The sequence below is a fragment of the Paenibacillus sp. FSL M7-1414 genome (assembly GCF_038003195.1).
In the GTDB taxonomy this organism is placed as follows: Bacteria; Bacillota; Bacilli; order Paenibacillales; family Paenibacillaceae; genus Paenibacillus; species Paenibacillus amylolyticus.
In genome coordinates this window covers 6,840,239-6,862,381 of record NZ_JBBOOS010000001.1, presented here as the reverse complement: position 1 = coordinate 6,862,381, position 22,143 = coordinate 6,840,239, and the positions used below count along the sequence as shown (strand labels likewise).

The window sequence follows — 22,143 nt, the reverse complement described above, 5'->3', positions numbered from 1 at the left end:
GTGCAGTATGTTGGTTCTTTTATTTTAATTCGTATTGAACAAGAGATAAATTTACCAACCTTTATTGAGACAACCACTGAAAATTCATATTCTAGACTGTATATTTCGGCTGATGGAGAAGGCACGTATTCATGGGGGAAAACCATTATACATGCCTTTTCATTTCCAGTACATTATTTACAAAAAAATAAGATAGCCTGTTTCACAGGGACGATTAACAATATTCTTAATTTAATTGAATTTATGCAAAAAAATTTAAATAATGAGATAGAAATTCTTCGTGTTCCTTTTCATTGTGAAAAGGTGCTGAGATCAGATTGTGTCTTTGATTATAAGGTAGATCCCATTACAGGGCCTTCCTTTTTACTAAGTGATTATCAAACTCAGAGTCGACATTTGGTTAGTTTTATGACAAATGGTGTTGTTCAATTTTCTATAACTAACAACGATGCGATTGTTAAAACTATAATTGATTTATATACAGAGGTGCTCGATGGATGTAATATTTGAACTAATCAAAGACTTTTTTACTGGCATGACCAACTATGGTTATATGTACATAAATGGATTAACAGCAATAATTGCAGCTTTTGTTCCGTTGACTACTATAATTTTTGCTCAGTACTATGATAAAAATGCAGAGAATGCAAATGAATCCCTATGGAGAATAAAAGATAAGCTTGCTAAGACAGACTTCGACTTATTTGAAATTCAATCTATTTTTAAAAAAATGGTTTACGTTGGAGGCAATAGTGCCTTTTTTAATTTTGCGATTACAATGTTTAGTATAATTTGCGGTTTCTTAATATTATTATGGAGTATCGCTGGTATCAGCTACGTATCCGGTATGGAGTTGAAATTATCAAACACAGATACAATTACTGTTATTTCCGCAACCTCAATTTTTATTGTTTTGTTAGTTGCATTACCAATAATGTTTTTTGTAATAAAGAAGCGAGTACCTATAAAAATAAAAAACAAAGGTTGCCCTCTTGAAAACTATAACAAAGTTTTTGAAATTAGAGACACAGAGGGCTATAACAAGTATTATAATCAGATACAAAATATTCAATTAACTATTCCGCTTGTTACAACTAATATAAAACTAAACTTAAATCAAGCTATCCCTATTTCAGATTATCATATTTTGTACAATCTTAAAGTTGATACGCGAACTTATATAATCATAAAGTTGAATATCAGTAGAGGTATGACAAGTAGTGAATATGAAATTTCTAGAACTCTTTATAAATGGTGGAATAAAGAAGTGATTGTTAATCCCCAATCAATATTGAATGACTTTAATAATTTAGATGAAAGCTCATCAATGGTTTACATGAAAGGATTCAAGAAAAAGCTTCAACCTGTATCTTGCCAAGTTAAAATGGATTACACTACAGAACAAGTTAAAACAAGTCTAAGTAGATTTATCATACACTCTTTGGATGGTGAAAATTCTCTTCTTATGAAAAGTAGAGGGAGTATGCTAATTCTTTGTAGAGATAATAAGAAGTATACCTATAAACTGAAATTAAAAAATAAATGAACGACTGAAAATATGATTAAAAGATAGAATAATAGTAAACAGCTTATAAAAGTGAAATAAATAGAATTAGATCACTAAAAATTGAATAACTAAAACAAAGGAGGGTGTTTGTCACTCTACTTTGTTTTGTCTATAATTTGGAATGAGTATATCTATGGCTTGTGAAAGAACCTAACTCTTGATTAAAACTTCTCGGAGTTCTTTTATCATACGTTTGATTCTATCAACATCTTTTATACTTATATCATTAATCAATGAAGAATATTCATCTACTGCTCTCCTCCGTAATAATAACTCCTCATTTTCACTGTAATCACGACTTAGCACATCATAAGGGGAAACTTTCAAACCTATAATAATTTTTTCCAATGTATCAATTGAAAAATTGCGCTCTCCTCTTTCCAATGAACCAACATATGCATCATCCAATCCTGAAAGTTCTGCAAGTTGCTGTTGTGTTAAACCCTTCGCCTTACGAATTGCTCTAATCCGTTCTCCTACCGAATTTCGTAATGTTGTCATATTAACCACCTCTCCTAAAGGTTAGGAGAGTATTGAAGTAATTAGCAGGGTTATAAAGGCAGTAAAAAATATTGAAAAAACTTTGATTAAGTACTATATTAGATTTATTGTACTACTTCTTTGTAGTTTCTAAAAGAAAATAAATAGGATACTTTATGCAAGGCATAAATGACTTGGTTTAATAGCCTAACGTAACCTATATAGAGGGAGGGCTTCTCTTTGCGTAAATCTATCCTAAAATCACTCAAACCGGACATCATTGTTGAAATGTTGGACATGGCTGTGGCTTTTGAAAATTGGAACAAGGTAATGGAGAGGGCGGACATGTTATATCAATGTGTTCAGTCGATTCATGAAGAGCGGCAGGAGTATCAGTCAAAGGGAGTACCTGCACCACATATACACATCGAGCGGCCCTTGGTTTACTATTACGGGTTCAGTCATTTGATGCGGGGTATGGCTCACCAGAAGATGGTACAGGTTGATCAGGCGAGGGCTTGTATCGATCAATATGCAGATCTGGAATGGATGGAGGATCTGGATGAGGTGGGTATTCAGGTGGTGCAGGAGTTTAAGCATAAGGCACAGGTGAATCGGTACGCTCTTGAGATTGAAGCCGGGCAGGTGGAGCTGCTGGAGGAGTTTGTGGACTTTTTGCTTGAGCATCCGGAGGAAGGTTTGGCAGGTCTGAGAGTGATTACAGAGGCAGCAGTGCGGCATAGGTGGCAGATTGATCGGGTTTTATATGTGTTCGAGAATCAGATACAGGGCGATGGCAGAGAAATAGATTCTTCAAACAACGATAATATGTACCATTACTGTTATCAGCGGGCTTTGTATGAACAGTGGATGGGAAGACCACAGGAGGCATTGGAGTTCATTTTGCAGGCTATTCGGTTAGCGGATAAGCTTGGGATGGATCGGTATTTTATAAGGTGCACAGCATTGTTGGAATCATTGCGGGAAGAGGCGACGGAGGAGCAGATTGGGCGGTATCGGGTGATTTTAGAGAGTGCTGGTTGTTGAGAATTCTATAAGATTTGAATATAAAATAATATCAGGTTACCATTCTCCCGTAATATGCGTATGATTATTCAGGAATATATTACGGGAGGCGTTTAAATGAGTCATTTTATTGATTTAATTAAAGAATTATTTGCTAGAGATATCAGTACTACCTTGGCCACCGTTTTTATTATTTTTATGGTTTGGATGTACAAAGAGTTAAGAACAAATTATTTGGAAAACAGGAAGATAGATCAACAACGTTTTGAGAAGGCATTAGAAATCTATACTGAAGCTGAAATGGAAGTTTACAAATACATAAATAATAGAAGCGATTTTTTTCTTTCAGTGGAGAAAATTTCAAAAGCCTCAGTATTATTTCCTCCTAGATTAGTTGAGAATTTTAATAAAATGAAAGAAGAAAATAATTCATTTGATCAGAGAGCTGCTATGATCAATTTTCGAAAGGAGCTTAATAAAGAAATTGCGTTGTTAAAAAGTGAACAAATCAATCCTATAATCACTAGTGATAGTAGCGGTGATCTTATGGTAAGTATTGAGAACTTCGCAAAGTCTAAAGTAGCTCCTTTTTTAACACCTGTTTTTCATACTTATCTTATATTCATTCTACTTTTTGTAGTATTGTTTTTTATCAGTTCCCTTTTTACAGCAAGATCAGCATTAGAAGGTATTGAGATAGTGTTACTATTTTTTGATCTCACTATTTATTTTATTCTTTTATGCGCAATTATCAGTGAAGGATTTATGAAGGGCAGATTCAATCACAAGGGATATAATTGGCCATTGTTTATTATTTTTTGTGTTACGCCAATAGTATTTATATTTACAAAAGTTTGGTATGTCGTTTCTTGCATATTCTTATTATTCATTTTTTATATGAGTTATGTTAGAAAGAAATCGTTTAACAGACCTCAGAATTCTCAGAGTTAAAAACCTCTATTAAAGACCACCATCATCACTCTCCTCCGGCATCTTCTGTTATAACTGTAGGAGAGTGACGATGAACTTCTTAAGAGGTCCACAGAAATGGGTATATGCATATAGGACCATAGCACCGATGAGGAGCACAGTTTGTGTTTTTACCATGGTGAAATCAGGATGTTAGCCGGATAGTTTACATATTACACTTCTGCTAACATAGGATAATCCTATTTCAAATGAGCGGAGAAACGTATGAGTACAATCAAAGTTACCCCTGAACAACTACATCACGTATCGAATCAGGTGGATCAAGCCAGACAACAGTTGGAGAGTATACGAAGTGATCTGACGAGACAGATCATGTTCGTTCAGATGATGTGGATGGGTGCGACGCAGGAGCGATTTTACTATGAGTTCGAGCAGTCGCGACCTATACTGGATAAAGCGCTGGAGAGTATGGTGAACACATCCAAAGAATTGAAGGATATCGCCACGCGTTTCCAAGATGCAGATGCTCAGAAGGGAAGTCTGGGTGGTGCGTTTGGAGCAGTCGGTGCCGCAGCTATGATGACCAAATCATCAGGTGATTCAAATTCGGGTGATAAGGGCTATCGGATGGCGCAAGTCAATATGTTTGGTAAGTGGGTATGGATGCCTGTCAACGAGAATGGTGTTGCGGACCAGGCTGCTCTTCAGGCTTATCAGAGGGATCAGGGAAATCTGGACTTTAATCGCATGCAAGCTGTGAGCGTTGAACCGCCTGGAGAAGATATTTTTGCGTTACAGATCAAGGCATTTGAGATGGGCATTCATCCTACGACAGGAGAGCCTGTATCCGATAAGTATGCTCAGATGATGGTGACCTCTCTGAAGTTTAGTCAGATATTCATGGCGCTCCAGATGGTTCGTGGGAGCATGCCGGGTAGTAAAGGGCCTTATCGATTGCCTGCTTCTAATCCTGCTGTGGCGAAGATTAAACAGCATATTGAGGCTGCTAAGGCGAAGAATAGTATTAAACAGGGAAAAACTCCGGAAAGTACAGTTAAACCTACTTCAGGTGATAGAGGACTTGGTACAAAGATTCCGACTCAAGTTGGTTACGGAGAGAGCGATTTAAGTTCAAAGGCGCAACAATATAGAGTGAAAAATAAAGTGTTTGATTTAAGGAATCTTGTAGTAGCTGACATTGAAGTAAATGGTGTTCGTAGTCAAAAGATCTTTGAGAGCACTGAACGCACAATAGTGAAACCAAGTGGAAAAGTAGATGTTAAAAAAGTACACTCGGAAATGGTTTTGGTAGAGGAAAAAAATGTTGCTGAGAAAAATGGGCAAACATACACGGTACATCGTGTTTATACTGAGAGAGAGCCTTGTAATCTTGGTGGTCATAATTGCAAAGAGTTACTTGCTAATGAGCTCCCAGGCACTGAAGTAACCTACAGCGTTGAGTACGGAGATAAAGCTTCTAGAGACAGAGGGAACGCCGCTCTAGCTCAAGCTATAAAAAAGTTGGAGGAATGAGAGCATGGATTTTGATATCGTAGAGATAAAGGACTACTATGAATCGGATATAATAAATTATGACTATACTAAACTAAAAGCTTGGGGAGTAACTGAAGAGAATGCTCATTTTTTAATCGACATAGGAGTTCCAGAACAATATGATGATTTTTCCTTTTATGAATCTGAAGCTTTCCAAGTGAAAGTTATTGAAGGAGAGGAATATATTCAGATTGGTCACTTCGCAAGTTATGGTATGCGTGACTCGTATGGTCTCTATCTAAAACAAGGGAGCGATATGTTTTTCGCAACATCATCATTGGATAAGTCCAACGTATATATGCTCAATAAGAATTTGGGAACCTTCTTTTTGTTTCATCTAATTAGAAGTGAACTGGCAACTAAAATGAGACTGGAAGGTACATATATCTCAGATGAGTATGCCAGAGCACTTCGTGGTTATTTTGAGAAGATTGATCCGATAGCAATGAAGAATGTCGAAGGTTACTGGTCACATATGCTGGAAGACTACGAAACTGGATTGTAACTCTTCGAGAAACCCTGCATGGTTCTACCTGTAAACAATCCCGGATCGTAAAGAAAATAACCATAATAAAGCCCTCATATGTAACAAAAAACATGAAGAATCCGCTCTCATCCGAGAGTCGGATTCTTTCTCGTTCTAACACCAATATAACTCTTGTCAAAACGTAATCATTACGATATGATAATACTCATTGTTTAGATCATAATGATTACGATTAAGAGAGAGGGGCATTACCTTGAATAAAAAGACGCCACTGCTAGCGCTGGTCTCCTTGGCCTTGAGCGCTGGACTGTTGAGCGCCTGCGGATCATCTGAGTCCAGTCCCGCTGCGCAACCATCCAACGATAATAAAAATGTTCACTTCCTATATAACTTCTCCACCAGTTCGCTAGATCCAAATGTGGATTCCAGCTATGTGCCGCTGCGCGCGGGCATTACGGAAACGCTGGTTCGTCTCGATGAAGAGAACTTGACGGTTGCTCCATGGCTCGCCGAGAGCTGGGAGAGCGAAGACGGTCAGCATTGGACGATCGACCTGCGAGATGACGTGACCTTCCAGAACGGCAAGCCGATGACAGGCGAATCCGTTAAGGCATCCCTTGAGCGGGCGCTGGAAGAGAATGTAGCGATCCAGAACGCGCTGAAGATTGATACGATTGAAGCCGAGGGCGACAGATTGGAGATCACCACAACTCAGCCGTTCCCGGAGTTCGCTTCGGAACTGGTGAACCCCAACACGGCGATTATCGACGTGAGTGAACCGGACATTGTGAACAAGCCCATTGGTACGGGCCCGTTCAAACTGACCTCTTTTACCCCAGGCAGCAAGCTACAACTGGATCGCTATGATGAATATTGGGACGGAGCATCGCCTCTGGATTCCATCACGTTCTCATTCAATGAAGATGCCAATGCCCGCACACTAGCGCTCAAATCTGGGCAGGTAGATATCGTATACCGTCCGGAAGTCGAAAGCCTCGAATCGCTCAAAGCGATGGACGGCATGACGGTTGAGTCCACATCGACATTCCGCGTGCATCAGCTAACGATGAACATGCAGCGGGAGAGTATGAAGGACCTCAATGTTCGTCGTGCACTGGACGCGCTGATTGACCGTCAGGGTATCGTCGACACGATCCTGCTCGGCTATGGTGAAGCAGCCATCGGGCCGTTCCTGCCATCGCTGCCATTCGCACCAACCTATACGGATACAGCAACGGAATCCGGAGCTGATGTCGCTGTAAAATATCTCAACGAAGCAGGGTACACGCAGCAAAACGGCGTGATGACCAAGGATGGCAAACCATTGCAGCTGACGCTGCTGACATATTCAGCCCGTGCTGATCTGCCACTAATTGCTCAAGTGTTCCAATCTGATGCGAAGAAGATCGGTATTGACGTGCAGATCCGTCAGATAGACACCCCGGAAGACTATATGGCATCCAACCGCGACTGGGATATTGCAACGTACAGTAATTTGACGGCTCCGCGTGGGGATGCTGGTTATTACCTGAATGCGACGTACCATCCGAAGGGTGCTCTTAACTTCAGTGGATCGGAAGATCCGGAACTGACCAAGATCATCGACGAACTGAATCTCACAGTTGCACCGGAGAAGCGCGCAGAGCTTGCCGAGAAGGCAGCCAACTATGTGCATGACAACGTGCTGAATTCATTCGTGCTGCATCCAGGTACGATCGTTGCCTATAATGGCAAGAAGATCAAGAATTGGGTTACCACTCGCAGTGAATATTACATGATTACCAATAAGCTGGATGTGATGTAATGTTTCGCATTTTGCTTCGGAAGTTCCTTGAGGTATTTATCTTTCTGTTGTTCATTATGTTTGTAAGTTTCCTGTTCATTCGTCTGGCTCCTGGTGATCCCGTGCTGACGATCCTGAATGTGGACGAACTGTCTGTTAGTCAGGAACAGGTGGAAGCTGTGCGCGAGGAAATGGGCTTCAATGATTCGCTTCCTGTCCAGTTCGGCAACTGGTTGCTCGATTTTGTTCGACTCGACTTCGGCGTATCGTACTCGACAGGTCAGCCCGTCATGCAGACCCTGATGCGTGCGCTGCCAGCCACGGCTGAACTGACGATTGGCGCACTGTTGGTCATGCTCGTTATAGCTATCCCGCTCGGCTCGCTATCAGCGCTCCATCGTGGCAGTTGGATTGACCGCGGCAGCCGCATGCTCTCCATTGTGGGTGCGGCGGTGCCAAGCTTCTGGCTGGGTCTGATCCTCATCGACACGTTCGGCGTACGCTTTGGCAATCTGCCGACCATGGGCCGGGATGGATTCACATCGCTTATTCTGCCATCTCTGACGCTGGGACTTGCCATCTCCAGCGTTTATGTGCGTCTTTTGCGTTCCAGCCTGCTAGATTCCCTTAGCCAGGAGTTCGTTCGATCCGCCAGGGCAAGAGGGTTATCCGAAGGCCGGATCTTCATGCTTCACGCCTTCCGGCACAGTCTGCCGCCTGTCATTACAGTATTCGGCGTCAGTCTCGGTAGCCTGATTGGCGGAGTTGTTGTGATTGAAGTGTTGTTCGCTTATCCGGGTATTGGCAAGCTTGTCGTTGATGCCATCCGCCAGCGTGATTATCCACTGATCCAGGGTTACATCCTGATCATGGCTATTGTGGTATTCCTCGTGAATACGGCGGTTGATCTATCTTATCGTTATTTGAATCCCGAAATGAAACTGAAGGAAAAGGAGGCCCACCGATGAAAACCATACCCCTGCCCATTCCACCTACAAAATCTAAAAAACATAGCTGGCAGGCGATCGTTGGTTTGCTATTTGCACTTCTAGTCATCGCGGCCTCGGTATATGCCTTTTTAGTTCTGAAACATGATCACACCTTAACCGATCTGCGCGGACGATTGCAGGGCGCAAGTGCTCTCCATCCGTTCGGCACCGACCATCTGGGCCGCGATGTACTGACACGTCTGCTGCTTGGCGGCGGCCAAACACTGGGTTATAGTCTGCTGGCACTCGGTGCTGCATTGCTGATTGGCATTCCGTTTGGTTTGATCGCGGGTTACAAACGTGGCTGGGTCGATAAGCTGTTCATGCGGATTGCTGATGCCTTTCTTGCTTTCCCTGATACCATCGTGGCGATTGTGCTAAGTGGCTTGCTTGGCGCGGGAATCGGTAATCTGGTATTGGCGATTGTGATCGTAAAGTGGGTCAGCTATGCCCGTCTAGTTCGAAGTACGGTTTTATCGGAGTCCCAAAAGGATTACATTCGCATCGCCCGGACCAACGGACTTTCGGACGGTCGTATCATGAGAAAACATCTGCTTCCGCATATCGCAGGCCATGTGCTTGTGCTGGCCAGTCTTGATCTGGGTAAAATCATCCTGCTCATCTCATCATTGTCCTACATCGGCCTTGGCGCACAGCCGCCAACACCTGAATGGGGTGCGATGCTGAACGACTCACGGCCGTACTTCCAGTCTCGGCCGGAGCTGATGATCTATCCGGGTCTTGCCATTGTCTCGGTAGTGCTGCTTGCCAACATGCTGGGTGACTATCTAAGAGACCGGTTTGACGTGAAGAAGGAGGTGCAGCCATGATTCTCTCCATTGAGGAACTGAGTATCTCCACTCGGGATCGTACGATTGTAGATCAAGTCTCTCTGGCTGTTCGCGAAGGCGAGTTCATGGCATTGGTTGGACAGAGTGGTAGCGGCAAAAGCTTACTCTCGCAAGCCATTGGTCGTCTGCTGCCGCCCAACCTGCATGCGTCGGGGCGAGTCATGTTCGAGGGCAGCAACCTGCTCGAACGGAAGCCAAAGGAGATGCGCGCCCTGCGGGGAAGCCGCATCTCATACATTTTTCAAGACTACCAGGGAGCATTTACGCCATTTCGCAGTATTGGTGGGCACTTTGATGAATACCAGAAGGTACATGGGGAAAAGTCTTCTGCCATCCGCAAGAAACGAGCGGAGGAAGCGCTGGAATCGGTTGGCCTTGGCGCTGAATTGCTACGCCGCTATCCGTTCCAGTTGAGCGGTGGACAGCTTCAGCGGGCCTCGATTGCCACCTCGCTGATGCTCTCACCTCGTCTGCTGATCGCTGACGAAGCAACAACGGCACTCGATAGTGTCTCCGGGCATCGCGTATTGGAGTTGCTGGCACGCAAGCAAGCGGAGACGGGCTGTGCTATTCTGTTTATCACACACGATTGGCGCCATGTACGTCGCTATGCCAACCGCTTGGCTGTGATGAAGGAAGGGCAGATCGTCGAATCTGGCGGGAAACATCGCATTCTTGATCATCCCCAGCATGAATATACGCGCCAGCTGATTGATGCGGCTCCCGTCCTGAGTCGCTCACTGAAGTCGGGATTGAAGGAGGCGGGAACGGAATGAAGATGACCGCAAATGATGACCACCGTGGACTCGTGCAGTCCGAAGAAGAATCTGGTGTGCGAAGCCACGATTTTGCAAAAGACGTAAACCATACAGACACAGACAGTACAGTCATAACTACTACCGAAACAGATCATGCAGATACAGATGCTGATATAGATACCACGGGTACAGGCAATGCTTCATCGCTCAGCATCCCAGGCAATCCTGTGCTTCACGTGGAACATCTGAGCCGAACGTATGCAGGTGCAGACCGACCGGCTGTGAACGATATTTCCTTCACCCTGAACCACGGCGAATGCCTTGGCCTGGTTGGCGAGAGCGGGTGCGGCAAGAGTACGCTCGCCCGCTGTCTGCTACGGATTGAAGATGCAGATACAGGCTCGATTACACTGGGTGGACAGGATATTGCACGGCTGAGCGGCCGAAGGTTGCGGCCACATCGCCGGAAGATTCAGATTGTTTTCCAGAATCCAATGGCAGCACTAAACCCGAAGCTCAAGATTGCCGATTCGTTAATTGATCCGTACGAACAACTTGGACGGAACGCCGAGCTGTCCCACTTTACCTACACGTCGAAGGAGGCTTACGTCCAAAAGTTGCTTGAAGCGGTCGAGCTTCCAAGCGATATGGCTGGACGATATCCGCACGAGTTAAGTGGTGGACAGCGTCAGCGCGTCACGATCGCGCGTGCCATTGGCATTGAGCCTGACGTTGTTGTTCTGGATGAACCGACGGCCAGCCTGGACGTGATCTCGCAAGGAGCAGTTTTGCAGTTGCTCACCGATCTGCGGACATCGCTTGGTCTTTCATACGTGTTCATCTCGCATGACTTGGCCGCGGTACATCGCATGAGCCAGCGTATCATCGTTATGCGGGAAGGTCAGATCGTTGACCGCTTTGACGCAGAAGCGTTGTTCGCTGAAGAACGCCATCCGTATACGAAAGAATTAATTTCGATCTTCTGAGTACTCCCGGAGACGCCGGGGGTGGTAATCGTTAATTTATATATGAAGCCGCCTTACGAAGAGATTCGAGAGCGGCTTTTAGTGCATCCATTTCATCACCAAAGTTCCCCTAAAACCGGGTTCCTTTCTTTGTTTTGAACAAATATATCTTTCAGGCCTATAACCGGGCTAACGTTCCGATGTAAACTAGCGTATACTGATGGAATAGCAAATATCTTGAAATTGCATATTTAAATTGCTCTATATTATTGATACACTAGATCAAGGTTATAATCATTCAGAGAAGGTGCGATCCCGTTCAAGAATGGGCTTGCTGCAAATGCCAAATCGATAACGCTTACATCCTTTTGGCAAATATAGGATATAAGGACGGTAGACATGAGCCAGGGACAAACGAGTACAGATGTTATCTTGATTGGTGCCGGAATTATGAGTGCAACTTTGGGAACTTTGCTAAAAGAATTGGCACCAGACTGGAATATTAAGGTTTTCGAAAAGCTAGCCACTGCAGGAGAGGAAAGCTCCAACGAATGGAATAATGCCGGAACCGGGCATGCTGCATTGTGCGAACTTAACTATACCGTTGAACGACCAGACGGAACCGTAGATATTAGCAAAGCGATTAAAGTGAATGAACAATTTCAGATCTCAAAGCAATTTTGGTCCTATCTCGTCAATAGCCGTCTGATTCGTAATCCGCGGGACTTCATTATGCCGATTCCCCATTTGAGTTATGTACACGGAGAGAGCAATGTCCAGTTTTTGAAAAGACGTTATGACTCCTTGTCGAATCACCCGTTGTTCGCAGGCATGGAATTCTCGGATGACAAGAAAGAGCTGGCGAAATGGATGCCGCTGATGATGAAAGATCGTACCAGTAATGAACCTGTTGCAGCGACCAAAATTGACTCCGGTACGGACGTTAACTTTGGTGCTTTAACGCGTATGCTGATCAAACATTTGAAGGAACAACAAGTGGGCGTCCACTACCAACATAGCGTGAAGAATATGAAACGCACCAGCGATGGACAATGGGAATTATCCGTGAAAAACCTGAAGAGTGGTGCAGTCGAACGCCATAAGGCAAAATTCGTCTTCATCGGCGCGGGCGGCGGAAGTCTGCATTTGCTCCAGAAGACGGGCATTCCGGAAGGTAAACATATCGGCGGATTCCCGGTCAGTGGGATCTTTATGGTGTGCAAAAATCAAAAAGTCGTGGAACAGCATCACGCCAAAGTATATGGCAAGGCTTCGGTAGGGGCTCCGCCTATGTCCGTTCCTCATCTGGATACCCGTTTTATCGACAATAAAAAATCACTGCTGTTCGGACCGTTTGCCGGGTTCTCGCCGAAGTTCCTGAAGACGGGTTCCAATGCCGACTTAATCACGTCTGTTAAGATGCACAATCTGCTTACGATGCTCGCAGCAGGTGTCAAAGAAATTTCTTTGACCAAATACCTGATCCAACAACTGATGTTATCCAAAGAGCAACGTATGGCAGAATTACGTGACTTTGTTCCGGGTGCGAAGAGCGAGGATTGGGATATGGTTCTGGCGGGGCAGCGTGTGCAGGTGATCAAGGATACCGTCCAGGGTGGCAAGGGTACGCTCCAATTTGGTACGGAAGTGGTCACGTCTGCAGATGGAACGATTGCGGCTCTGTTAGGTGCATCACCGGGTGCATCCACTGCCGTTCAGGTCATGCTTGAGATCCTTCAGCGGTGCTTCCCGCAGCATATGGAGGCATGGGAGCCAAAGATCAAGGAAATGATTCCTTCCTACGGCATATCCCTTGTGGAGAACTTGGATCTTCTCAAAGAGGTTCATTCTTCAACAGCCAAGGCACTGGGATTATCGGATGAAAAACATGTCCTGCACGTATAACGTTTAGCTTATTGTGTTAGATCATAATGAAGTCATAGAAAAGAGAGCTAAGCCGGGACGAACCCTGTGCTTAGCTCTCTTTTGGTTTATTTGGTATATCAGAACCTGAACTTGAACTCGAGCCTGGGCTTGAACTTGAACATGTCCGCTATCATCGCTTTCCCCGTAGACCTTACACAGAGCAAACGGATATGGATCGAATAATATGCCGCTGTAGAGTTATAGAACGATCTTAATGCTCAGGCTCTCAACTGCGGTCCAAAGGGATGACAAAGGAAACTTTCGTACCTTGGCCCGGCGAGCTGACGATGGTCAAACCTTGTCCGTACATCTGGGTCAACCGGCGATGTGTATTGGTTAATCCAATGCCTCCAGTTCCACCGGGACCTTTCTTGGGCCACGCTAGTGCCCGTTCGATCTGCTCGGGCTGCATCCCCACACCGTCATCCTCGATCTCAATCAAGGTGGACGCTGTTTGGTTGATGATTCGGATATGCACGGTTCCACCCTCAACTTTACTGAGAATACCATGTCGAACAGCATTCTCAATGAGCGGTTGAATGGTGAGTGGCGGCAGGGATAGATCAAGATCATCGGGAATATCCCAGATGACGTTCAACCGATTCATGAATCGTTCTTTCTCAATGTAGAGATAGGCGCGGGAGAGATCCAACTCATGAGTGACCTCAACCATTTTCTCCGAATTGACAAAATGAAAGCTGGTCTGAAGATACTCGATAAAAGCATCGCCCAGTTTCTGCATTCGCTCCGTGTCCATCTCACTAAGAACCATGATTGAATTGAGCGTATTAAAAAGAAAATGGGGCTGAATCTGTGCTTGTAAGTAAGCAGCCTCCATGCGCAGTCTCTCATCAATGGATTGTTTCAGTACGATCAGAGACCCGATGCGATGCCTTAATTCAACGGCATCCACGGGCTTGGTGACATAGTCCGTAGCACCGGCCATGAATCCGGCGTATACATCCGCTGGTTCGTTACGGGCCGTCAGCAACAGGATGGGGAGCTCCGATACCGAATAACGCTTGCGTACGTTCTCTGTCAATTCATAACCGGACATATGAGGCATCATGACATCGGCAATCAGTAAGTCCCAAGGCTCCTTATCCAATAATTCAAGTGCCTCAAGCGCCGAGGCAGCGGGTTGAATATGATACGGTTCATTCGCAAGCATGGAGATCAGTACTCGCAGGTTTACAGGATCATCATCGACGGCAAGAATTCTTGCGGCAGTCTTATCTTGAGAGACGGTCTGCTGCTGCGGCTCTGCAATCGCAATTTCATCGAAGCTGTGAGCGTCCCATTGCTGCTCAGTCTGGTCCGATAACGATGCGGTGTCTTCCCGTGGAAGCGAGATCTGGAAGGTCGATCCTTGCCCCGGTGCGGATTGCACGGTGAGTTGGCCGCCATGGAGTTCTGTGAGCTGCCTGCTGATATTGAGACCGAGGCCGATTCCTCCGCTTAAACGAGCCTCTGGGGTCCCTTGTTCATACGCCTCGAATATTCGCTGTTGTATCTCCTCACTCATACCAACACCTGTATCTGAAACTTGAATCAAGACGTACTCTCCATGTTCCCGAACGGACACGGTAATTGTACCCTCATCGGTAAATTTGAGTGCATTATGCAACAGGTTGTAGAGCACCTGAACAAGTCTTCTCTCATCAGCCTGAATCAACGGCAGTGATTCAGGAATATCCACCTGCATATGGATGGGCTTGCCCTCTGCCATGAATCGGAACATACCGATCACGCCTGGAATGACAGAGGCAAGAGATAAAGGTTTCTTCTGAAGCGTAATACGTTTTTCTTTCAAACGAATGACATCAAGGAGGTCATCCACCAGTTGGGACATGCGTCGGCCGATGGTAACTAACAGCTTCATGTCCTCTGCCTGCTGCCCACCTGATTTACGACGTTCACGGACCGCGATGCTCTCGGCGATATTGATGATCCCGTGCAGCGGTGTACGCAATTCATGAGCTGTATTCACAAGAAACTGATCCTTCTGGCGATCCTCCTCTTTGAGCTGTTCGTACAACTTCTCGATCTCACTTGAATTGCGGAAGTATTTTCTGAACCAATAGGCGGAGAAGCCAAACATGGCCGCGATCACATCGATCGGATAATACACGTTGGTAATTTCGCTATGTGAGTTCACAATTCCCCATAACACGCTTGATAGGCTACTAGTAGCCGCAAAGAGCAAAAAGCTTGCGTCGCTTCGTTTCTCGGCTGCCATTCGGAAGAATAGGTACACCGACCAGCCGATGGCAAACAGATAAAGGAAATCAGAGAGCCCAATCTCAAGTACATGATAGATCAGGGTCACTGGTGCGACGAGCAAAAATAAACAGTAAACGCCAAGCACGCTGGCATAGATGCGGAACAGTTTACGCCATTGTAGATTATGGGAGAAGCTTTTAGCCATTTGTAAAAGAAAGAATGCGAACAACGGATAGGACAACGCTTTGGCCTTAACGATCCAAGTGAAGTTGAGAGGAATCCAACTTAATAACAGATTGTCATGGTCGGAAGCGACCGTTAGGGCAGCTACCAGTGTTAGCATCGAGAACGTCAGCAGAGCTCGTTCCTTCCGGATAAACAGAAACATGACAAAAGCGTATAGGCTGTGCAAAATCAGTATGGCGAACGTGATCTTTTGCAGATCGATAGACAATCCTCGTTCACTGCCAATGGCTTCTGGAGAACCAAAATAGAGTGAGCGCGTGATCCCTCCGCTATAAGGATCGTCAAAATTGGCTGTCTGCACCAAAAGATTGAGTTCGGTAGAACCGTCAAGCACATAGGAAGTTGTAAATGCAGTCCTTTCTGGTCGATAGGCTTCGGCATGAGTGGCAGGTTGGCCGAATTCGGCAACAATGGTCCCGTTCATCTCGATGATCGATGATGTCTGGATTTTCTGAGCCCAGAGAGAGACTTCCTCCACAGATGGATCTAAAAGTATGCGAAGATGGTATGTCCCATATCCAAACGACGATGAGGATTGTGGTAATGCATCACGCCAGTCACCGGGAACTTGAATCGGTGTGGATGGGTTATCCGCTATTTTCACGTCACGATTAGAGATTAACGTCTGGGGATAAAACTCCCATTCTCCATCCAGGGATATGGGTGAAGTGTTGGCGAGGTCCCAGCCTCGAAGGTCTAACAAGCCTTCAATGGGTTCAGGATGTGCGGGTATAGTGAAAGTCTCGGACCATATCCAGCGAAAGCCAAGCAAAATAGTCAGGAATAGAATCGACAGCACTACATAACGGGGTATCTTTTTATAGGTTATTGGTTTCATGGCAGACTTTAGTTTTCGACAGTTTACTTCAAATTCCTGCATGCCCTCTGCCAAAGATGAACATTTTTTTGAATACCGGAACATAGATTCTATATTTAAATGATAGCGGTCCCACGTTAGGATTTATGGTAAAATTATAGATTAAAGGGTGATCAGTGAGCCAGAGGAGTTGTGCATATGAGAGTGATTTTGGTAGATGATGAATATCTCGCTCTGAGCAGGTTGAACAAACTGTTGCAAGAGAGAGAGGATTGCGAAGTTATCGGCTCTTTTCTGACGGCACAGGAAGCCATAGATCAGATCGAAATTCATCTGCCGGAAATCGTCTTCATGGACGTTCAAATGCCGGGGATGAACGGGATCGAGGCGACCGAACGTATCCATGAGGTTTCTCCTGGAACAGAAGTTATTTTCACAACCGCATATAACGAACATGCACTGACGGCCTATGGGCTTGAAGTGCTGGACTATATTATGAAGCCTGTAACGCGTGACCGTTTGGAAAAAACGATGAAGATGTATCAACGCCGAACGGTGTCAGCAAGTCTGAATATAACAGAAGGGCCATCCATGATGATCCGTTGTCTGGGGATGCTTCAAGTCCAAGTGCACCCAAATGAGCCGCCAAAACATATGAAGTTCAGAACAACCAAGATTAGAGAGTTATTCGCCTATTTGCTCCACCATCGGAACAAACCAATTAAGCGGGATACGCTACTTGAACTGTTGTGGCCAGAGTTGGATGAGCGGAGAGGTATATCCAATCTGCACAGTGGGATCCATCGCTTACGCAGCATGATGAACGAATTCATGGGTGAGGACAAGATGGTCATTCGTTATCAACAGTTTGGTTATCTGTTGGAAACGGGTGAATTCAGGATTGATGCGGAAGAATGGGAGAGTCGTCTTACCCGATTGCCTCTATTATCTTCGTCTACAATAACTGAACATCGGCAGACCTCAGATCAATATGAAGGCAAATATTATGGTGAGGACGATTACGTATGGGCTGAACTGGAGCGTCAGCGCTTGCATGCACTATGGCGTAATCATGCCATGCAACTTGCACAATATTACATCGAACTGGGACAGAATACGGAAGCACTCACGTTATATTACCGGGTACAGCAATTCGAACCATCATTGGAGGAAGTCGGACTGGCCTTAATGAAGACCTACGATCGATTAGGCAATAAAGATCCTGTGGTCGCTCAATATAATCAGTTGGTTATCGCTTTAGAACAAGAGGCAGGTATACGCCCTGGCCTAGAAGTTGAGTTATGGTACCAACAATGGAAAAATTCGAATAGTTAATTGGAAATATACAGCCTTGCAGCTTCATTTGCAAGGCTGTTTTTTGTTGTATTTGCTAGTGAAAGGTTTGGTAAGAGTTTGGTAAGAGGCCATGTGTAGAATAAGCAAGATGAGGGTAGATATGATGTTTTGAGTCAGTAAGCAGTCCAAAAATAACATATTAAGTAGGAGGAAACTATGTACACAGCAAAAATCCGGAAGAAACCATGGCAAAGAATTTCCATGCTGGTTCTTTCCTTTATTCTAGCGATTGGAACGTTGCCCATGAGTTTGGCTCAAGCGGAGGCAACTAACCAGACTCCTGTTGGTCCGGGCGGAGTTGGATCCCCTTCACTATGGCTACGACCAGAGCGGGTAAGCGGAGTTGCCAGCGGCGAAAAGGTGAGTATCTGGGAAGATCAAGGCAGTAAAATAAACAACGCAACCCAAAGTACGGAAGCTAATCAACCGACCTATTGGGATGATAAGAGTCATAATATCAATTTCAATCCGGTATTGGAATATAACGGCACGAGTAGTTTTATGAATCTGGATGTAAGTAAGCTTCCTCAAGGGAAGAGTCCCAGATCGATCATTACCGTTAGTAAAACCAATAAAACTGATGGCATCAATTATGTTATTTCATGGGGAGTACAAACGGGTGGTTATACGGGTATGGGGATGCTTCAAGTTGACGCAAGGGGCGGCTTGACAACATTTAACAGTGACAGTAATCAGACTTTATACACTCCCAACAAGTTTATGGAAATGACATTCCCGACCGAGCTATTTGTTACTTGGACAGGTGGAGACACTGGAACGAATATAGCTAGATTGTACAGTAAAATGAAGCAGGTACAGGAACTGGGTGGTTGGGGAAAAGAACTTAATAAGGCGTGGAATACTGGTAACTCGGACGGAGCCGTAGTTGGTAAGCTAATTCCGGCAACTGCGTCCAATAGTGGATATTGGCAGGGTACGATTGAAGAAATCATCGTATTTGACCATGCTCTTACGGACGCAGAACGCCAAAAAGTCAGCACATATCTGGCGATCAAATACGGCTATACGCTTGATCAGACGAAAGCCAATTCATATGTCGATTCAAACATGGCTACGATCTGGGATGCCCAGGAGAACGCAGTCTATACCCATCGCATTACAAGCATCGGTCGAGATGATCAGAGCGGATTGATGCAGAAACAAGCCAAAGCGCAGGAACAGGGATCTGCGTTGACGATTGCATTGGGCAACAGTGTTGAGGATACCAATTCTGCAAATAAAAATGAATTCTCAAAGGATTCTTCTTTCTTTACGTTTGGTGACAATGGAGCAAGTACTGAATTCAAAACACCGATTACGAAAGATGAGAAAAAAATGCTTGGGATGGAGCGTATCTACAAGGTACAGAAAGCAAACTGGACTGAATCACAGATTACACTTCAGGTAGACGAAACGGGAGGTAACCCGGCGTTGCCTCAATATGTTGTGATCAGCGATGATGCTAAATTTGGTAATCCAAACTCATTACATTTAATTGAGAATGGCCAATTAACCCTGAATACCTCTAGTTTTGGTCCGAACTCGTACTTTACCATTGCAACTGCTGCTACTCCTTTGACGGTACCCGACGTCACACTGACCGACGATGAGTTGACATGGGAAGCAGTTGCACATGCAGATAAATATGAAGTAACAATCGAACTGGAAGACGGCACGAAGCGGACGGTGGAAGTAACCGGAATGGCGCTTAACCTGTCGCAATTGGTACCATCGCTAGAAGTTGGCACCTACAAAGTGACAGTAACAGCGAAGACGAACAATCCAGCCTATTCAGATTCAGAAGAGTCGAATTCGAAAAGTTATGATGTTATTGATAAGGCGAAGTTGAAAGCCAAAATCGATGAGATTAACGGTAATATCGAAACAGGCGAACTGGACGAAGAGGAGTACACACCAGCGAGCTGGACAGCACTGGATAATGCGATGAATGAAGCAGAGCGAGTGTTGAATGATCCGACAGCGAATCAAGCGCAGGTAGACAAGGCACTTCAGGATCTGACTGATGCAAGAACGGGCCTAATCCCTACAACATTTGTACCCGTTGTAGATAAATCAGTTTTGCAAGCGAAAGTAACTGAAATTACAGGTGAAAGCCTGGAAGAGTCAGCGTACACACCAGCGAGCTGGGAAGCACTCAAAGATGCGATGAATGAAGCAAATCGAGTGCTTAATGATCTGACAGCGACCCAAGCGCAGGTAAACAAGGTTCTTTTGGATCTGACTGATGCAAGAACGGGCCTAATCCCTACAACATCTGTACCAGTTGTAGATAAATCAGTTTTGCAAGCGAAAGTAACTGAAATTACAGGTGAAAGCCTGGAAGAGTCAGCGTACACACCAGCGAGCTGGGAAGCACTCAAAGATGCGATGAATGAAGCAAATCGAGTGCTTAATGATCTGACAGCGAATCAAGCGCAGGTAGACAAGGCACTTCAGGATCTGACTGATGCAAGAACGGGACTTACCAAAGTAATTGGTACAGATGCATCTACGTTGCAGACGCTGGTCCCTTCCGTGGGAAGCTTGTCCCCGGCCTTTGATCCGGCGAAAGACACGTACACCATCTCTGTGCCGAATAGCGTATATCAATTCCAGCTCACGCCAACGGCACTTGATCCACTTGCGAAGATTGAAATAGCTGTTGGAGATGGAGAATGGAACGAGGTTTCAAGTAGTACTGTAAGTGAGAATCTACCGCTTCAAGTCGGTGGGAATAAGATCGTTGTTAGAGTAACCGATTCACTTGGAAATGTTACGGCGTATAAAATCAACGTGACTAGAGCATCCAGTGACAATGGTAACAATGGTGGAGGCAACAATGGCGGCGGTGGAAATACGGGAGGTAACGGTGGAAGCACACCAGCACCTACACCTGCGCCAGTACCAACGCCAACTCCGGCACCTGTGAAGGATAATTTGGAAACAACACGGGATGGTAGCCATCAACCATTTGCTACATCCAAACCATCTAATAACAAAGAAACATTGGTTCAAGTTGATCCAGCCAAGCTGAATGTTGCCATGTCACAAGGCACAGGCCAGCAGTTCGCCATTCATTCACCGAATGATGGGGATATGAAGGTGGACGGTTTAACCCTGGAAACACTGAAACAATTGGTGGATCAAGGTTCCAAACTAAACATTAGCAATCCGCTGGCAATCTATCCGGTACCTGGCGGTAAAATGGACGTGAATGGTGTGTCCAGACAGCTTGGTAATGCAGCGTTGAATGATATTGATGTCCATGTTGATATCGCACGTTCCTCGGATGCCTTGATTGACAGCGCCGAGACAAGAGCCGCATCCCAAGGATACGAGCTACTTGTCACACCGGTTGATCTGGATCTGACGTTTACGAAAGATGGACAGACCGTGCGATCCGGCCAGCTGAACGGTTATGCACCGAAGTATATTGCACTTCCGGAAGGTATCGATCCGAACCGGATTACTACAGGTGTAATCATTAATCCGGACGGTAGCATCTTCCATGTACCAACGGTTGTCACGAAGATCAGTAGTCGTTACTACGCACTCATTAATGACTTGCGTAGCAGCGGAAGTTACTCGGTTATCTGGAACCCGCAGGATTTTGAAGATGCCAGATCCCATTGGGGCAAAACTGATGTGAACAACATCGCTGCGAGATTAGATCTGCAAGGTAACGGAGATAACACATTCTCACCGAACCGTCAGGTTACTCGTTCTGAGTTTGCCGAGATTGTTGTGCTTGGACTGGGCTTAATGCGTCAGGATGCACCACAGAATCTATTCCCTGACGTTAACGATTCCGCATGGTTCCGCTCTGCGGTAGCCCTTGCAAATGAATTCGGTATCGTTCGCGGTTACGATAATGGGAACTTCAACGGTAATCAGGAGATCACACGTGAGCAAGGATTTGCTATGGTTGCTCGTGCCTACCGTCTGATTGAGCCGGAAGCGGCAATTAGCCCGGATCAGATGAACTCTGAACTGGAACGTTACAGTGATGCAGCCGATGTATCGAATTGGGCCAAGGAAGATGTAGCCCAGTTGATTACAGCGGGGATCATCCAAGGTAATGGGCCAGAAGTGCTGAGTCCGAAGACCACGATGACCCGTGCTGAGGTCACTGCATTGATTGCAAGAATGTTGAAAGTAACCAACTTGATTGATCAATAAACACAA

Annotated in this window: 16 protein-coding genes; 14 read left to right on the top strand and 2 right to left on the bottom strand. The window is 45.2% G+C overall.

Annotated features, from left to right (window positions below; translation table 11 throughout):
• Complete coding sequence (locus MHH92_RS29910; protein ID WP_340907562.1) at positions 1–510, top strand: hypothetical protein; 510 nt, start codon at positions 1–3, stop codon at positions 508–510.
• Positions 494–1,546 (top strand): hypothetical protein, encoded by a 1,053-nt coding sequence (locus tag MHH92_RS29905; protein WP_340907561.1) that lies wholly within the window; start codon positions 494–496, stop codon positions 1,544–1,546. Before MHH92_RS29910 ends, MHH92_RS29905 begins: the two co-directional genes overlap by 17 nt.
• 171 nt (positions 1,547–1,717) lie before the next feature.
• On the opposite strand, the gene MHH92_RS29900 is transcribed toward MHH92_RS29905, so the two are convergent.
• On the bottom strand, positions 1,718–2,068 hold the full coding sequence (locus MHH92_RS29900; RefSeq protein ID WP_340907560.1) for a helix-turn-helix domain-containing protein: 351 nt from the start codon (positions 2,066–2,068) through the stop codon (positions 1,718–1,720).
• 219 nt (positions 2,069–2,287) lie between these two features.
• Here MHH92_RS29900 and MHH92_RS29895 point away from each other — a divergent pair, with 219 nt between their 5' ends.
• The 10 genes from MHH92_RS29895 to MHH92_RS29850 all read left to right on the top strand — a co-directional run bounded on the left by MHH92_RS29895 (position 2,288) and on the right by MHH92_RS29850 (position 13,295).
• Complete coding sequence (locus MHH92_RS29895; RefSeq protein WP_340907559.1) at positions 2,288–3,094, top strand: DNA-binding protein; 807 nt, start codon at positions 2,288–2,290, stop codon at positions 3,092–3,094.
• A 96-nt stretch (positions 3,095–3,190) separates the two neighbouring features.
• A complete protein-coding gene (locus MHH92_RS29890; RefSeq protein ID WP_340907558.1) occupies positions 3,191–4,024 on the top strand; it encodes a hypothetical protein in 834 nt (277 codons plus the stop codon).
• Positions 4,025–4,267: 243 nt separating this feature from the next.
• Complete coding sequence (locus MHH92_RS29885) at positions 4,268–5,536, top strand: WXG100 family type VII secretion target (protein WP_340907557.1); 1,269 nt, start codon at positions 4,268–4,270, stop codon at positions 5,534–5,536.
• A 4-nt stretch (positions 5,537–5,540) separates the two neighbouring features.
• Entirely contained in the window at positions 5,541–6,062 is a 522-nt protein-coding gene (locus tag MHH92_RS29880) for an SUKH-4 family immunity protein (RefSeq protein ID WP_340907556.1), read from the top strand.
• Between the two features lie 235 nt (positions 6,063–6,297).
• The gene (nikA, locus tag MHH92_RS29875) at positions 6,298–7,848 is read left to right on the top strand and encodes a nickel ABC transporter substrate-binding protein (protein WP_340907555.1); all 1,551 of its coding nucleotides are present in this window, start codon (positions 6,298–6,300) and stop codon (positions 7,846–7,848) included.
• Positions 7,848–8,795, top strand: a complete 948-nt coding sequence (gene nikB / locus MHH92_RS29870) for a nickel ABC transporter permease (RefSeq protein WP_253504511.1) — start codon at positions 7,848–7,850, stop codon at positions 8,793–8,795. The genes nikA and nikB overlap by 1 nt, the downstream gene beginning before the upstream one ends.
• On the top strand, positions 8,792–9,646 hold the full coding sequence (nikC, locus tag MHH92_RS29865; RefSeq protein ID WP_036611792.1) for a nickel transporter permease: 855 nt from the start codon (positions 8,792–8,794) through the stop codon (positions 9,644–9,646). Before nikB ends, nikC begins: the two co-directional genes overlap by 4 nt.
• Positions 9,643–10,443 carry an ABC transporter ATP-binding protein gene (locus MHH92_RS29860; RefSeq protein WP_253504508.1) on the top strand — a complete coding sequence of 267 codons (801 nt, stop codon included), beginning with the start codon at positions 9,643–9,645 and terminating at the stop codon, positions 10,441–10,443. The genes nikC and MHH92_RS29860 overlap by 4 nt, the downstream gene beginning before the upstream one ends.
• Positions 10,440–11,411, top strand: a complete 972-nt coding sequence (locus tag MHH92_RS29855; RefSeq protein WP_340907554.1) for an ABC transporter ATP-binding protein — start codon at positions 10,440–10,442, stop codon at positions 11,409–11,411. The genes MHH92_RS29860 and MHH92_RS29855 overlap by 4 nt, the downstream gene beginning before the upstream one ends.
• 378 nt (positions 11,412–11,789) lie before the next feature.
• Positions 11,790–13,295, top strand: coding sequence for a malate:quinone oxidoreductase (locus tag MHH92_RS29850; RefSeq protein ID WP_076252082.1), 1,506 nt, complete (start codon positions 11,790–11,792; stop codon positions 13,293–13,295).
• Between the two features lie 247 nt (positions 13,296–13,542).
• Here the strand turns inward: MHH92_RS29850 and MHH92_RS29845 are convergent, their stop codons facing one another.
• Positions 13,543–16,623, bottom strand: a complete 3,081-nt coding sequence (locus tag MHH92_RS29845; protein ID WP_253504505.1) for a hybrid sensor histidine kinase/response regulator — start codon at positions 16,621–16,623, stop codon at positions 13,543–13,545.
• Between the two features lie 177 nt (positions 16,624–16,800).
• Between MHH92_RS29845 and MHH92_RS29840 the strand changes: the two genes are divergently transcribed.
• Together MHH92_RS29840 and MHH92_RS29835 are read left to right on the top strand one after the other, a co-directional pair.
• Positions 16,801–17,937 (top strand): response regulator, encoded by a 1,137-nt coding sequence (locus MHH92_RS29840; RefSeq protein ID WP_253504502.1) that lies wholly within the window; start codon positions 16,801–16,803, stop codon positions 17,935–17,937.
• 177 nt (positions 17,938–18,114) lie between these two features.
• Complete coding sequence (locus MHH92_RS29835; RefSeq protein WP_340907553.1) at positions 18,115–22,137, top strand: S-layer homology domain-containing protein; 4,023 nt, start codon at positions 18,115–18,117, stop codon at positions 22,135–22,137.
• The last annotated feature ends 6 nt before the right edge of the window (positions 22,138–22,143 follow it).